The sequence below is a fragment of the Desertivirga brevis genome, from assembly GCF_017355835.1.
Window position 1 is genome coordinate 106,735 of record NZ_JAFEWF010000001.1, and the last position, 13,479, is coordinate 120,213.

A 13,479-nucleotide genomic window follows, 5' to 3' on the forward strand; every position below is an offset into this window, starting at 1 on the left:
CTGCTATTCTTCAAGCTCCATAGGCACCTGCGGAAACTGTTTCAGGATCACCTTTTTCAGCTGCTCCTGATGTTCATCTCCCCAAAGCCCAATGGCATGGATCAGAGGTATCAATGATCTACCAAAATCAGTAAGATTGTATTCCACCTTTGGAGGCATCACAGCAAAGATCTGGCGCGTAATCAGTTCATGGTTTTCCAATTCTTTTAGTTGCATATTTAGAACACGCCTTGTAGCGTCCGGAATTTTGCGTTGCAGCTCACTCGGGCGTTTGTTACCCTCGTGAATGAACCAAAGTATGCGAATTTTCCACTTTCCATAAAGTACTTCTCCCACCAAGTCAAGCCCACAATTCAGGTATGGCAAAATCTTTCTTTCGTACATAAATACAAATATAACCCGGGCATTTCATTCGGGCAATAGGGATAAAATTCTCCCTATTTGAATCGTAAGTCCGTACTTGTTAGAGCCTTATGTACTATCGAAATTTGGACCAGAATCCAGCACAATCCAAAGCCCGTTGCAAACGGAGAAAGGCTAGGAGTGAAGGGTTCGTATGGCATAAATGAAAAATTAAATCTCATAAAACAGAAGTCCTATGGCACTAGAGTTCGAAAGTAAAAAAGAGTTAGAAGGTAAAATTGCCCTGGTAACAGGCGGCACCAAAGGAGCCGGTAAACCATTTTAAGGGTTGGCCTACGAAAACTCCTTATGAGTTTTATCTTTGGTTACCGGTTTAATTTATCAACAAACTAAAATGAATCTTAAACTTATCGCTTGTTTCTATTTATTTATGTCTGTCATCTTTATTTCTTGTAATAAAGACGAAAGGCCTCTTGAATTTCCCTTAACTATGAAAAGTCAAAAGGTTGAGAGGAAATCTGGTGTACAATTATTCACTAATCAACTGGAGGTGAAAGCGCCTGCTAAGATATCCGCTTTTGTTAACAACAGTGAGATGTTTAATGCAAACCTGATTGGAAAGCGGCTGGGGAACCTTACCTTTCGCAGTATTGATACAGCGTACTTTTCCAGTCCCGACTACCGGTATAGAGTAGAAAGGAAGGATGGGCTCAATTTATTCTACTCTCCTTATGTCGCAGACTACAGTTCCAATTACCGTCACCCTAGTTTGACCAGGTATGCCGATCCTTCAATTCAGGGCGGTGCTTATATTTATAGAAGAGAGATCCGCGTAGCGAGAGGTTCCTTAAACTCCCTAAGTTTTTCATGTTTTGCTTATAAACTGTCTCGAAACGAATATTTTCCAGAAAGAGGTGCAGCTCTGGCTTCAAGGGAGGAAGGAGTATTGTTCAATGAATTCAACGAGGAATTTGTAAAGAGCCTGGGTAAATACGATACACTTGCTATTCAGGAATTTGTAATAAGGGTAAGATAAATAAAGCTACCTGGATCTTCATTAAGCTCTTTCTAAGTTCAAAGTTGCAGTAGCTATTTTCAATGGCAAAAGATAACAGGTAACAAAAACCGGTTATCCTCGTAAAAGCCTATACACCACTTCAGATATTGTATACGTGAACTACTTCCATGATGGAGCCAGCCTTTTCTTTCATGAGAATCCTCAACCCATGTGGATTTTCCTGGCGAATACTTTACAAATAGTTGAGGTTAACGAAGCCGCAATTTCACAATATGGCTACAGTCGCGAGGAGTTTGTTGGCCTAACACTAAAAGACCTTCGCCCTCCCGAAGAATTGCCATTCCTTAGCGATTGTATCTCTAATTCTAACCCTCGCAAAAAGAATGTTTGGGAAACCAGGCACCTGGATAAGAACGGCAAGGCATTTTATGTCAAGGTTTACTCCTCACCATTTGACTACAATGGTCTTTCCTGCTGGCTCACTATTGTGCAAAATATGCAGGAGGCACTAGATTTCAAGCAGGAAATTGCTGATAAAGCTTACAAGTTACAGCAGGTAATGGATAACTCGGTAGACGTTATCTGCGCTTTCGATAAAGACGGTCGATTTATAGAATGCAACCAAGCTTCTATACAAGTCTGGGGATATAAGCCTGAAGAACTAATTGGACGCTTGTTTATGGATCTTGTAACTGAGGAAGATCATGAAGCTACCATTGAGGCTGGGAAAATGGTGATTAGTGGAAAGAATCTGACAAATTTTCAAAACAGGTATAAAAAAAAGGACGGCTCTCTTATTCCAGTAGTATGGTCAGCGCGATGGGACCCTAAAAATAGGATGTTGTTTTGCATAGCTAAAGACGCAACCGAAAAAGTGGAGGCAGAAAATCAGATCAAAAAGCAGTCTGAACGGGTAAAGGAAATTTTGGAGAGTATTACAGATAGCTTTTATGCAGTAGATTCTGATTGGAATGTGACCTACTGGAATTGCGAAGCGGAAAAAGTTCTCGGCATGCCTAGAGAGAAAATAATAAACCGCAACCTTTGGGACGTTTACCAAGACGCAATACCCTTGAAATTCTATTGCGAATTCCACCGGGCTATGAATGATCAGGTTTCGGTTCATTTCGAAGAATACTTTCCACCCTTGCAGATCTGGATCGATGTCTACGCCTATCCCTCTCAAAATGGTTTATCAGTATTCTTCAGAGACATTACTGAAAGAAAAAATACCCAAAAACAAATAGAAGAAAGCAAAGAGAGGTATGATCTTTTAGCTAGTGCGACAAACGATATTTTGTGGGATTGGGATCTTGAGAAGGATCACTTTCATTGGAGCAAAGCCTTTGGAATTCTTTTGGGGTATGAAACAACAGAAGGGCGTACGAGTAGCAGTTGGGTTTTTGAAAATGTTCACCCTGATGATAGGGAACATATTAAGGATAGTGTTTATAAAGCAACTGAAAAGCTGGGTAAGTGGGAAAAAGAATACCGCTTCAAATGCGCTGATGGTAGTTATAAGTATTTTGCAGATCGAGCCTTCGTCATGGAGGATAAGCAGGGAAAGGTTGTACGAATGATTGGGTCAATGCGCGATATTACTCCTTTAAAGTTGAAACAGAAAGAAATAGAGGCCAGAAATTTAAAGATCCTGGAAATTGCTCATTCAAACTCTCATCTGGTACGTAAACCGCTTGCCAATATTTTGGGAATTATTGATTTGCTCGCAGAGAAGGGAGATAATGAGTTACTGGATATGCTCAAGAACAGTGCTCATGAGCTTGACCATATCCTTAAAGATGTTGCAGAAAAAACTTCTCGATGGGATGACCTAACAAATATATAATTTCCCAAAATCCATCCCTTTAAAATATTCGTATCTCAGGTAATAATAGATACGAAATGAGAACAACCTTTACTACGCGTACAGCAGCTTTGTTTGTACTGCTCCTCGCAACAACTTTATTCAGCTGCAAAAAAGACAACAGCGATCCTCTAGCTGATAAGCCCGACCTGATGTTTACAGCACTAACATCTACAGGCACTCTTCAGTCCTACAACGCAAACAACCTTGGAATGATGCCAAATAGTATTAACATTACCGGTTTGCAAAGTGGCGAGACATTACTGGCCATTGACTATCGTCCCGCTACCGGTCAGCTTTACGGTTTGGGAAGCACTAGCCGCATTTATACTATTAGTTCCAGCGGAAAAGCTACAGCAATAGGCGCTGGTCCTTTCACGCCGGCACTATCAGGTAGCGTAGCAGGGTTCGACTTCAATCCTACGGTAGACCGTATCCGGATCGTAACCACCAGTGGTCAGAATTTACGCGCGCATCCTGAAACTGGTGCTGTTGCAGTTGTTGATGGAAATATCAATGGTGTAGCAGGCGCATCAATCTCAAGTGTTGCTTACACCAACAGTAAGGCTGGGGCAGCAAGTACCGTACTTTTTGATATTGACGTTACTGCTAAAAAGCTCTACAAACAAGACCCACCAAATGCTGGAACCCTTGTGGAAGTAGGTTCTCTCAGCTTCACAGGTTCTGCCACTGAGTCTTCCTTCGATATTTCTCCTTCAGGAATAGCACTTGCCTCCGTAGGGAATGGCAGTACTTCTGCACTTTACCAGATAAATGTAGAGAATGGAACAACTGTCAGTCTGGGTAACTTTCCTAATACCATTGTAGGTATCGCAATACCTACCGAGCCGGTTGCTTATGCTGTTGACGAGAGTAACAACCTGATGATCTTTAATCCTGAAAAGGCCGATATAATAACAAAAGCTATTACTGGTATGCAGGCAGGAGAAACTATTCACGGAATAGACTTCCGCCCCGTTAATGGTCAGCTGTATGCTTTAGGTAGCACCAGTAGAATCTATACAATTAACCTGTCAAGCGGAGCAGCAGCTCAGGTTGGTATGTCCCCTTTGGTTACTTTGCTTAGTGGAACTTCTTTTGGTTTCGACTTTAACCCTGTTGTAGACCGAATTCGTGTGATCAGTAATACGGGTCAAAACCTGCGTTTGGATCCAAATACCGGACTGATAGCCGCAGTTGATGGTTCATTAAATCCTGGTTCACCATCTGTAAGTGCTGGCGCCTATACCAATAACTTTCCCGGAACAACAACAACTACATTGTTCGATATAGATTCCGGAAACGATAAACTATACAAACAAGACCCACCAAATGCGGGCGGCTTAGTTGAAGTAGGCAGTCTGGGAGTTGATGCACAAGCAGCAAACGGCTTTGATATTGGCGGCACCTCAGGAATGGCTTACGCAGTGCTTACTGTAGGCGGCGCAACAAGACTATATACAATCAACACCACTACCGGCATGGCAACAGTTAAATCTGGCGTAAGCTTTAACTCACCAGTGCGTGGTTTTGCTATGGGATTAGGATTTTAAGATTCGTTTTTTTGATGCTTAGTAGAAAGCCGCCTGTGGTAGGGCGGCTTTTCTTTTTCCGGCAAAATGTTTTGTTTCCGAGCTGCTGAAAGCTATGCAATAAAGTTCCGAAAGTTTTAAACCTGCTACCTCCAGTACAGCCCGGCAGGCTAGCCCAACATTAAAAAATATACAAAGTTTAAAGTAAACAACATTTATCATAACATTACCTTAACTTCCAATGAAACAACGACCCTTACTTTTGGCCAATAAAACTTGAGAGAAATGAAAAACTTTTATTCAATTACCTTGTTGGCTACAGCCTTAGTTAGCAATGTTCTTGTTTCTTGTAAGCAGGATGAAACTAAGGACGAAGAGAACAAACCTGCACCATCAGTTGAGTTTAAAAATCGTTCAATTACCCCTGCCTTTGTTAAGATGGGCTCTGACTTTTCAAACGTGGGAGTTTACACACTAGTAAGTAGCGAAGACCCTATTCCAAATTCAGGCGATATGGTTTACGGAGGCGCTCCAGACGGCCAGGGTTTTATCGCGAATCCTGACGGTAGCGGATATATTATGGTTACCAATCATGAAAATACATGGGCGGTATCAAGACTTTATCTAGACAAACAATTAAATATAACCAAAGGGGAGTATATTGTAAATACAGACGGCGGTGGATTTAGACTTTGTTCTGCCACTATGGCTACACCTGCTGAGCATGGTTTTGGTCCTATGTTTTTAACAACAGGAGAATCCAATGTGAATGCCATGACGCATGCCATCGACCCTATTGCGGCTGCAGACCCTTCAAGAAACAACAGAACTAAACCAGCTTTAGGTAAATACAGTGGCGAGAATGCTGTTCCTCTTCATAAAAATGCTTATCCTGGAAAAACAGTGATCATCACTGGTGAAGACGCTTCTAACGGACAAGTTTATCTGTATGTTTCGAATACCGTTGGCGATCTGGACAACGGTAAGCTGTACGTTTTAAGAAGAACTGACTTGAATCAGGTTGAAACAGCAATGACCTGGAACAATACGTACAATGTTGAATTTGTTGAAGTTCCGAATGCGAAAAACTTAACCGGACCTGAAATTGAGAATTTAAATTCGACTCTTAAATCAATTCAGTTTGCCCGTGTTGAAGATTTGGATTATCGCAAAGGTTCTGCTGCTAACAACAGAGAGATCTATTTTGTATCAACAGGTGTAGCTGGTTCATCTGAAAAAACCTATATGGGAAGGATGTATCAACTGAAGCTGGATGCTAATGATCCGTTGAAAGGAACATTGAAAATTGCTGCCGATGGCGACGTTTCTCCAACCGGTGCAAACGTAAAGGGTTCGGATATTGTTAATCCAGATAATCTTTGTGTAACTGAAAACTACGTTTATATTCAGGAGGATGGAGATTCTTTCTGGCCTGAAGCCACACACAATTCCTTGATCTGGCAGTATAAAATCAGCGATGGAACCAAAAAAGTATTTATGGATATGACCCATGGCGACGCAAGTGTTTTAGGTACAAAATACAATCCTGCAGGCGCAAATCAATTAAAGAAAGGAATTTGGGAGCATGGAGCTATGGTTGATATTTCTGATGTAGTTGGAGTACCCGGCACATTTACTATCAATATCCATGCACATACTTGGGAAGAGGGAAATAAATTCTTAAATCCAAGCAAGGCAACTTCTGTTCAGTCTTACAAATCCGGAGGTCAAACACTTATCTTAAAGGGTGTTCCAAGGTAAAATATAATTACTGATAAAAGACCTTTCGTTTATATAAGCGAAAGGTCTTTTTGCTTATATAACGTTCAGTTTTGATGTATGACCAGAATACTGTTTTTAATTTTTACTTTACTATACGTTCTTTCTTGTACCAATAAAAGCCCTGAATCATTTGAAGATAGAATTCAGGCTAATATTGAAGCTAAAATTGATTCTTTAAATTTAACTTTAGAACAATTGGAGGAGGCCGGAAACAAAGAAACCCTCCTTTTAAACTTCAAACAAAGCAGAAAACAGTATAAGAACATTGAGCCTTTTGTTGAATACTATTTTCAAGGGCTCTCCAGAAGGATTAATGGGCCAGCCTTACCCGAAATCAAGACGGATGACAATATGATTAATGAGGCAGCCGGGTTTCAGGTAATCGAAGAAATAATTTATAGCGATAGCGTAGACCTGCAAGAATTAAAGAAACAAGTACGTATTTTAAGAACAGATTTAAATTTCGTACGTCAAAATTTTAAAGACCTTCCTGTCCAGAACCACCATTTTTACGAGGCAATTCAGCATCACATTATAAGAATTGCTACTTTGGGAATTACAGGCTTCGATTCTCCGGTAGCTTTTAACTCTATCGACGAGGCTAAGTATAGTATTGATGGAATTGAAGCGTTCTACCGGATGTACTGTGATGTGAACGACCATGAGGTTAGCACAAAGCTTATTGAATCGATAAAGAGAGCAAAACAGTATATCGAAAAGAATAATGATTTTGATAGTTTCAACCGATTGGAATTTATCAAATCGAGCTTAATGCCTCTAAGCATCACTTTTGAGGATGAATTTAAAAGCGTTCTAAAAGACGTCCCAAACTTTGGGGATAATAAAGTATTTTCCGGTCATCTTGCCGATTTAATGCAAGGAAAGAAATTAAATCCTGATGCCTTTTCGCCTTTTGCAGCCTCCAAATCAAGCGCTGAAAAAACGGCGTTGGGTAAAATATTATTTAACGACGTTCAGTTGTCAAGAAGTAATAGCATGAGTTGCGCCACTTGCCATAATGCAAAAATGGCATTCACAGATGGGAAAATCACTTCCAATGCAAACGTCCACAGCAACAGTATCAGGCGCAATTCTCCCACTCTGCTGTACGCTGCATTTCAAAAGTCATTCTTTTATGACATGCGCTCACAGGATTTAGAAAATCAGATTGAGAGTGTGATGAAGGACCCGGAAGAATTCAATCTATCTCCGGAAGAAATCAAAGAAAGGGTTTCTTCAAGTGACAAGCTACTAGAACTATTTAAAAAAGCATACCCCGATTCAAAGGCAATTACCCCTTTTGAGATCAGGAATGCCATTGCATCTTATGTTAGAAGCCTGATGCCCTTTAATTCGAAAATTGATCATTATTTCAAAGGTACGGGCAGTCTCAACGAAAGCGAAAAAAATGGTTTCAACCTTTTTGCTGGAAAGGCCAAATGCGCTACCTGCCATTTTATACCTGTTTATAGCGGAACGGTTCCGCCATGGTATAACAATACCGAGTCGGAAGTAATTGGTGTGCCTGAGAGTATTGCCTGGAGTAACGCGAAAATTGATTCTGACGTGGGCAGATATAAACAGAACCAATTAGAACCGCTTAAATTTTCGTTCAAAACACCAACGGTAAGGAATATAGCATTGACAGCACCATATATGCATAACGGGGTGTATAACACCCTGGAAGAGGTGTTGAAGTTTTATGAACTAGGCGGAGGCAATGGGATCGGAATGAACCTGGAGCATCAAACCTTACCCTTTGACAAACTGGCATTGAGCGAAAAAGAAAAACAAGACATCATTCATTTTTTAAGAACACTAACTGACGAAGAAAAATAGCAAAAGGCTCTTATTAAAGATCAGGAACTGTAGATGTTTTCTACTATCAAGGCCGTTTGCATTGCTGCAACAAGCATTTAATCTTAATTCATACTGGTCGTAGGCACTGCTACGACCAGTATCCCAATTATTTATATTAGCAAGTGAGAAGAATGTATGCTTTTCGCATTCGGCAGCACATGCACTTCGCGACATTCACAGTTGTATACTAGTATGATAAATTTAAAAAAGATTGTTGCTGTATTAAAGGAACGCACAAATTGAAGATCACTTTTATTTTACAAGATCCGAAATGGCCTGATAAACGTTTGAGGGCTCTTCCGCAAGTCTGTTAAATAAATAAAGGAACCATTCAGAGCCGTAAACAAAATAGACCTTCGCGGGATGTCCATTATTTTTCAATCTAGCCAGTCTTTGTGCCTGAATGCCATAGAGGCTTTCAAACTCATAATCTTCGTTCAGTGGGCTATGCAGCTCGATAAGTTTTTCAGACTGATCCTGAATGAGATCATCATGGGTTGCAATAGAACACTTGTGGCGTGTTGATAGCAAACGGTCTATATAGCCTAGGAAAGCAGTATTAAGTTCAGGAGATCTGCGCATTATCATCGATTCCGGAGCTTCGAAGGCTCCTTTAACAATCCGTATCCGACCGGGATACTTTAGGATTTCCTGGAAATCATCTTTCGTTCTATATAGATATGCCTGAAGCGTGATTCCAAGGTTTTTGTATTTCGGGGCCAATTCCGTGTAAACCCGAAGGACATCATCTGTCAATTTAACATTTTCAGCGCTAGCCATTACCTCTATATTACTTATCTGAGCCCTATTACAAAGTTTGGTCAAGTTCTCGAGCGCAAGTTCCCGCGACACAGTTAAGCCTATGTGGGATAGGTCTAGTGCTATCGATGTTTTTAATGACTGACTTGTTATAAGATCAGCTATTTTGAGAAATTCTTCTGTTGCCAATTCTGCAAGGGTACTAGTCGAGGTATTTTCGCCCATATACTCTACAGATGTTTTATATCCGCTTGAAAGGTACTGCTTCAGCTTCGAAGCAGCTTCGTCAAGAGTTTCTCCTCCTATATACCGATCGGCAGCTTTTCTCAGAATATGGTAAATAGTTTTATTCTCTAGGATGTAATTTTTAGCTTCCTGGTTCAACGCTATCTGTCTTAGCGCTTCTGATGCATTTTCAATTAATGTATTCATGTTTATAGTATTTGTATTAATAATGAAGTATTCTAGACCTTGAAGAGTGGTAGCAATGTGAGGCTAAAGTTTTCAAAAAGTCTTATCAAAAAACTTGAACCAGTTCAAGTTTTTTCAAGGCTGGAAATTGAAGATTTGCAAAAATATTTAATCTTCAAGAAAATGAAAATGTTGAACTCAACTACACAGTTATCAGGTTTCGCAGCGCGCATAATACTAGCTCTGGTGATTTTACCCCATGGTTTACAAATGGCCTTCGGGAACTTTGGTGGTTATGGTTTCAACGCTACCATGGCCTATTTTACAGAAAGCATGGGCTTGCCTTCTGTCCTCGGTATTGCTGTTATTGTGTTGGAAGTATTGTTGCCAATTCTTCTTCTCACGGGTTTTCTAGTGAGGTTTAGTGCTTTTGTTACTATGGTAATGTTCATCGGCATGATAATTACCAGTCACCTTTCCCATGGTTTCTTTATGAATTGGACTGGCCATCAAGGAGGAGAAGGGTATGAGTACCATCTCCTGGTAATCGGCCTTGCTTCTGTTCTTCTGTTGGACGGAGCCGGACGATTTTCTGTAGACCGGTGGATCTGGAATAGATATGCTCAAAAAGCATAAAAGAAATCTGGCTACATCCCCTAAAGATATTTGTTAAGTTTGCTTTGTGGAACTGCTTTTTGAATCCATTCGGAAACATGTAAAATTAAGTGCAGACGAGGCTCAAATGGTCCTGGAGCGATTTAAGACCAAGCAATATCGCCGCGGGGAAATTTTAGTATCACCGGGTAACGTTTGCAGGTATGACATTTTTATTCTTAAGGGTTCCATAAAGACTTATTATAGTGATATACGGGGAGCAAGCCATATTATCCAATTTGGAGTACCAGGATGGTGGGCTGGAGATTTTAACAGCTTCATAAAGCAAGTTCCAGCCACACTTACCACACAAGCGATGGAAGACACAACCGTTGGTCTAATATCTTACGGCGACCTCTCCAGTTTAATGAAAGAAATACCACAACTGGAGAGGTATTTCAGAATCATTATCCAAAACGCCTACGCTAATTTTCAGGAGAGGACTTTGCAAAACCTATCTGCTAATGCTGAAGAAAGGTATTTGAACTTCCAAATAAAATATCCCCAACTGGATCGTCTATTGCCCCAAAAAGAAATAGCAGCATACCTTGGGATGTCTGCCGAGTTCTTGAGCAAAATAAAAAAGAGACTTCATACAAAGTAATTTATTCATGAATTAAGCATGATTATTCCGGGTTGAGTAAGGGGATTAGTTTCCTATTTATGCATTGTCATAGGTTATTAAAAGCTATAAGCAATAGAAAAACCAAAGGCCTTGTTTCTCAGGCTTCCGTCTCGTTGTTCGCCACCTAGGTTAGGCTGTAGGTTTGCTAAGCCTATTTGCGTATTCATTAGGACAGAAAACTTTTCAAAAAACTCGTACCCCAGTAGAAAATTCACCTCATAGTCCCAAGATAATGAAATTCACATGCATGGAAAAACTAATTCAGTACACATTTTTGTGCCTGTATAAGATTCTCACCCCACTAAAACTTTTGCTTAACAGGGCTGTCCATAAAATGGATCGAATTGCCCGGCGCTGTTTTGGAACTGCTAATTATTTCAAGGGCTTTTTCCATGTATTCGTCCCGACCTTCTGAAATTGCTTTTATAGTTTGTTCAACCAGTATATCCGGTTGAATTCCTTTTGCCTGTAGTTGAGATCCATCCTGTTGGCGAACTTTCATTCCCGTAAATCGCACAATATAATTTCCGGGAAGCCTGAACATATTCACGTTGCCGTTAGCCCCGGCAGTAGGCTGTCCCACTATTGTAGCAAGTTTATACTGCTTGATAAAGCTCATATAGCTTTCTGCATAGCTGATTGCTCCGCCGCCAGTAAGAAAAACTACCTTTCCTGAAAGGTGCGGCTCCTTCGGTTTCATATCCCAGCCCATCGAATCAAAGCTCACTTTTTCATAGTCGGGATAACTAATTCTTGGCACAAACATCCATTTGTTGGTATCCTTCACGGTTAATAAGTGATTGATCAGTTCATGGTTTCCTTTAGGATAGCCCCGAAGGTCGCAGATGATCCCTTTTGCTTTCGACAAGTTAGGTAAGGCGGCCCTGATACTATCCATTGAGGCAGTGCTGATATCGATGTAATAATTATCGTCTCCTAGATATCGGATCGCCTCCTTATCATTCGTCGAACTAAACGGCGCTCTCTTAAGAACGACTTCTCTTTCTGCCTGGCCAACTTGTTGAACAACCAGGCGGATTTCCGAATCCTGTTTCCCCAGGAAGAGCTGTCTGAGGGCAACATCAGTTTTCCATTGCTTCGAACCCGAGATCCTGCTCCTCAATTCATCCAAAGCGTCCAATGCAGGCTTTCCATTTACTTTAAGCACGACATCTCCTGGTTTTAGAGGTACTTCCGGAATGGTTTTATCGTTATGATAAACTTTATCTATAACAATTTTCTCCTCAGCAAGGGTAAGAGCTACGGGAATTGTAAACCATTCGGGACTTTCAGGTCCACTGACGGAAACATGGCCATCTGCCAGTTTCTCAGTAAGCTGCTGCAGCAATATAAGATACTCTTTCCCGGTCTTAATGGTGCTGGCCGTTGTAAGGGAAGCCGGTAATTGTTCATCCCATCGCGTTTCAATCTCATCATGGTAGGGATAAAAATGCTTGAAGATATTCCATGTAGTAATTACCCCTGCCAGCCGAACATAAGGATCGGAAGGGTTAAATTGCTGCGGAGATGAAGCATTCATAGCACTTTGAATCGCTTTTAACGCAGTTGAATCGCCCACAGGATAGGTATGGGTGCTTGAGCCTTTTAATACAAGTGGAATCATTACCAAGATTCCGGATCCCAGATCCTTTTGTAGAAAATCGCCAAAAGCCGGTCTTTGCTTATATATAGCAGTGTCTATTGTCTCGTTTATCTTGTTTCTAATTAGCAAGGAACGTTTTCCATCTGTTGCAGCATCGTCAACTACTTCGTAAATATATCCGGGCGAAGCAGTGTTCCAATCCTCGGCTTTTGCAGCCGAAGTTTCAAAAGAAGAGTTTTTCAGTTCATGCACTTTCCATTTTCCCTGGTCTTCAAATTCAAGAATGAAATTATCCGCCCAAACTTTACCTTTGCCGCTAAGAAATACTCCAAAAGCTATTGCCATGGCGTCCTTATCTACAGTTCCCGTCGTTTCGTAACGCCCCCATTGGGTTTTAGTAACGGGACGGGAATCCATATTGTCAAAGAAGCCCATCTTATTACCGTCTCGATCTACCCTTACCCACATTTGTCCGCTACCTCCGGATCCATCGGTTTTAATCATAGAACGTAACCTGAAGCGTTTTCCTCTATAGGGAACTGCATCTATGCCTCTGGTTGCGGTACCAAAGCCATGAGATTTTATATTGTCGGGGGAGGATCTGTTAACGCGTACACTCTTATATAGTTGGTTATTAGAACCGCCAAAGCCGTAATGCTGCCAATAAATATCCTGCACTTGAGTTTCAGCAGGTGGTGTTAGTGCATTTTGGGGAAACTGAAAAGCAGGGCGGGCTGATATAATTACAGAAGGCGCAATAGGATTGAAAAGAAAATTAAGCTTCTTTTCTAGTTCTTGCCTGTTTTTTGCTGTTTCCACTGTTTTTGCACCATAATACAGGAAGCGGTCCCAATTTATTGTTGCTGCCACATCTGAAGGATGAAAATATCGAACGTAACCATACAAGCGGCCAAAGGTCGCCAAATTGTTGATCTTCTGCTGTCCGGGCACTTGAGGAAAAACCGTAAAGGGTAAAACAATAAGAACTAAGGATAGGAGATTTTTCAT

General features: G+C 40.9%; 11 protein-coding genes. 7 read left to right on the top strand and 4 right to left on the bottom strand.

Annotated elements, in window-relative coordinates:
- Window positions 1–3: 3 nt before the first annotated feature.
- Window positions 4–384 carry a winged helix-turn-helix transcriptional regulator gene (locus J4N25_RS00435; protein WP_207420144.1) on the bottom strand — a complete coding sequence of 127 codons (381 nt, stop codon included), beginning with the start codon at window positions 382–384 and terminating at the stop codon, window positions 4–6.
- A 469-nt stretch (window positions 385–853) separates the two neighbouring features.
- Between J4N25_RS00435 and J4N25_RS00440 the strand changes: the two genes are divergently transcribed.
- The 5 genes from J4N25_RS00440 (at window position 854) to J4N25_RS00460 (ending at window position 8,398) form a co-directional block, all read left to right on the top strand.
- Entirely contained in the window at window positions 854–1,399 is a 546-nt protein-coding gene (locus J4N25_RS00440) for a hypothetical protein (protein ID WP_207420145.1), read from the top strand.
- A gap of 136 nt (window positions 1,400–1,535) precedes the next feature.
- Window positions 1,536–3,227: a PAS domain S-box protein gene (locus tag J4N25_RS00445; RefSeq protein WP_207420146.1), complete on the top strand. Its 1,692-nt coding sequence runs from the start codon at window positions 1,536–1,538 to the stop codon at window positions 3,225–3,227.
- A gap of 56 nt (window positions 3,228–3,283) precedes the next feature.
- A complete protein-coding gene (locus J4N25_RS00450) occupies window positions 3,284–4,798 on the top strand; it encodes a DUF4394 domain-containing protein (protein ID WP_207420148.1) in 1,515 nt (504 codons plus the stop codon).
- 264 nt (window positions 4,799–5,062) lie between these two features.
- Window positions 5,063–6,538, top strand: coding sequence for an alkaline phosphatase PhoX (locus tag J4N25_RS00455; protein ID WP_207420150.1), 1,476 nt, complete (start codon window positions 5,063–5,065; stop codon window positions 6,536–6,538).
- Window positions 6,539–6,616: 78 nt separating this feature from the next.
- The gene (locus J4N25_RS00460) at window positions 6,617–8,398 is read left to right on the top strand and encodes a cytochrome-c peroxidase (RefSeq protein WP_207420152.1); all 1,782 of its coding nucleotides are present in this window, start codon (window positions 6,617–6,619) and stop codon (window positions 8,396–8,398) included.
- Here J4N25_RS00460 and J4N25_RS00465 read toward each other — a convergent pair.
- On the bottom strand, window positions 8,378–8,593 hold the full coding sequence (locus tag J4N25_RS00465) for a hypothetical protein (protein ID WP_207420154.1): 216 nt from the start codon (window positions 8,591–8,593) through the stop codon (window positions 8,378–8,380). The genes J4N25_RS00460 and J4N25_RS00465 overlap by 21 nt on opposite strands.
- 78 nt (window positions 8,594–8,671) lie before the next feature.
- Window positions 8,672–9,610 (bottom strand): proline dehydrogenase family protein, encoded by a 939-nt coding sequence (locus J4N25_RS00470; RefSeq protein ID WP_207420156.1) that lies wholly within the window; start codon window positions 9,608–9,610, stop codon window positions 8,672–8,674.
- Between the two features lie 168 nt (window positions 9,611–9,778).
- On the opposite strand from J4N25_RS00470, the gene J4N25_RS00475 reads away from it, so the two are divergent.
- Window positions 9,779–10,225 carry a DoxX family protein gene (locus tag J4N25_RS00475; RefSeq protein WP_207420158.1) on the top strand — a complete coding sequence of 149 codons (447 nt, stop codon included), beginning with the start codon at window positions 9,779–9,781 and terminating at the stop codon, window positions 10,223–10,225.
- A 46-nt stretch (window positions 10,226–10,271) separates the two neighbouring features.
- A complete protein-coding gene (locus J4N25_RS00480) occupies window positions 10,272–10,847 on the top strand; it encodes a Crp/Fnr family transcriptional regulator (protein WP_207420159.1) in 576 nt (191 codons plus the stop codon).
- 322 nt (window positions 10,848–11,169) lie between these two features.
- On the opposite strand, the gene J4N25_RS00485 is transcribed toward J4N25_RS00480, so the two are convergent.
- Entirely contained in the window at window positions 11,170–13,479 is a 2,310-nt protein-coding gene (locus J4N25_RS00485; protein ID WP_207420160.1) for a S41 family peptidase, read from the bottom strand.

Coding starts and splice junctions, on each gene's coding strand:
- J4N25_RS00470 (WP_207420156.1), bottom strand. CDS start 9,610: ATGAATACATTAATTGAAAATGCATCAGAAGCGCTAAGACAGATAGCG.
- J4N25_RS00455 (WP_207420150.1), top strand. CDS start 5,063: ATGAAAAACTTTTATTCAATTACCTTGTTGGCTACAGCCTTAGTTAGC.
- J4N25_RS00465 (WP_207420154.1), bottom strand. CDS start 8,593: ATGTCGCGAAGTGCATGTGCTGCCGAATGCGAAAAGCATACATTCTTC.
- J4N25_RS00450 (WP_207420148.1), top strand. CDS start 3,284: ATGAGAACAACCTTTACTACGCGTACAGCAGCTTTGTTTGTACTGCTC.
- J4N25_RS00440 (WP_207420145.1), top strand. CDS start 854: ATGAAAAGTCAAAAGGTTGAGAGGAAATCTGGTGTACAATTATTCACT.
- J4N25_RS00475 (WP_207420158.1), top strand. CDS start 9,779: ATGTTGAACTCAACTACACAGTTATCAGGTTTCGCAGCGCGCATAATA.
- J4N25_RS00485 (WP_207420160.1), bottom strand. CDS start 13,479: ATGAAAAATCTCCTATCCTTAGTTCTTATTGTTTTACCCTTTACGGTT.
- J4N25_RS00460 (WP_207420152.1), top strand. CDS start 6,617: ATGACCAGAATACTGTTTTTAATTTTTACTTTACTATACGTTCTTTCT.
- J4N25_RS00435 (WP_207420144.1), bottom strand. CDS start 384: ATGTACGAAAGAAAGATTTTGCCATACCTGAATTGTGGGCTTGACTTG.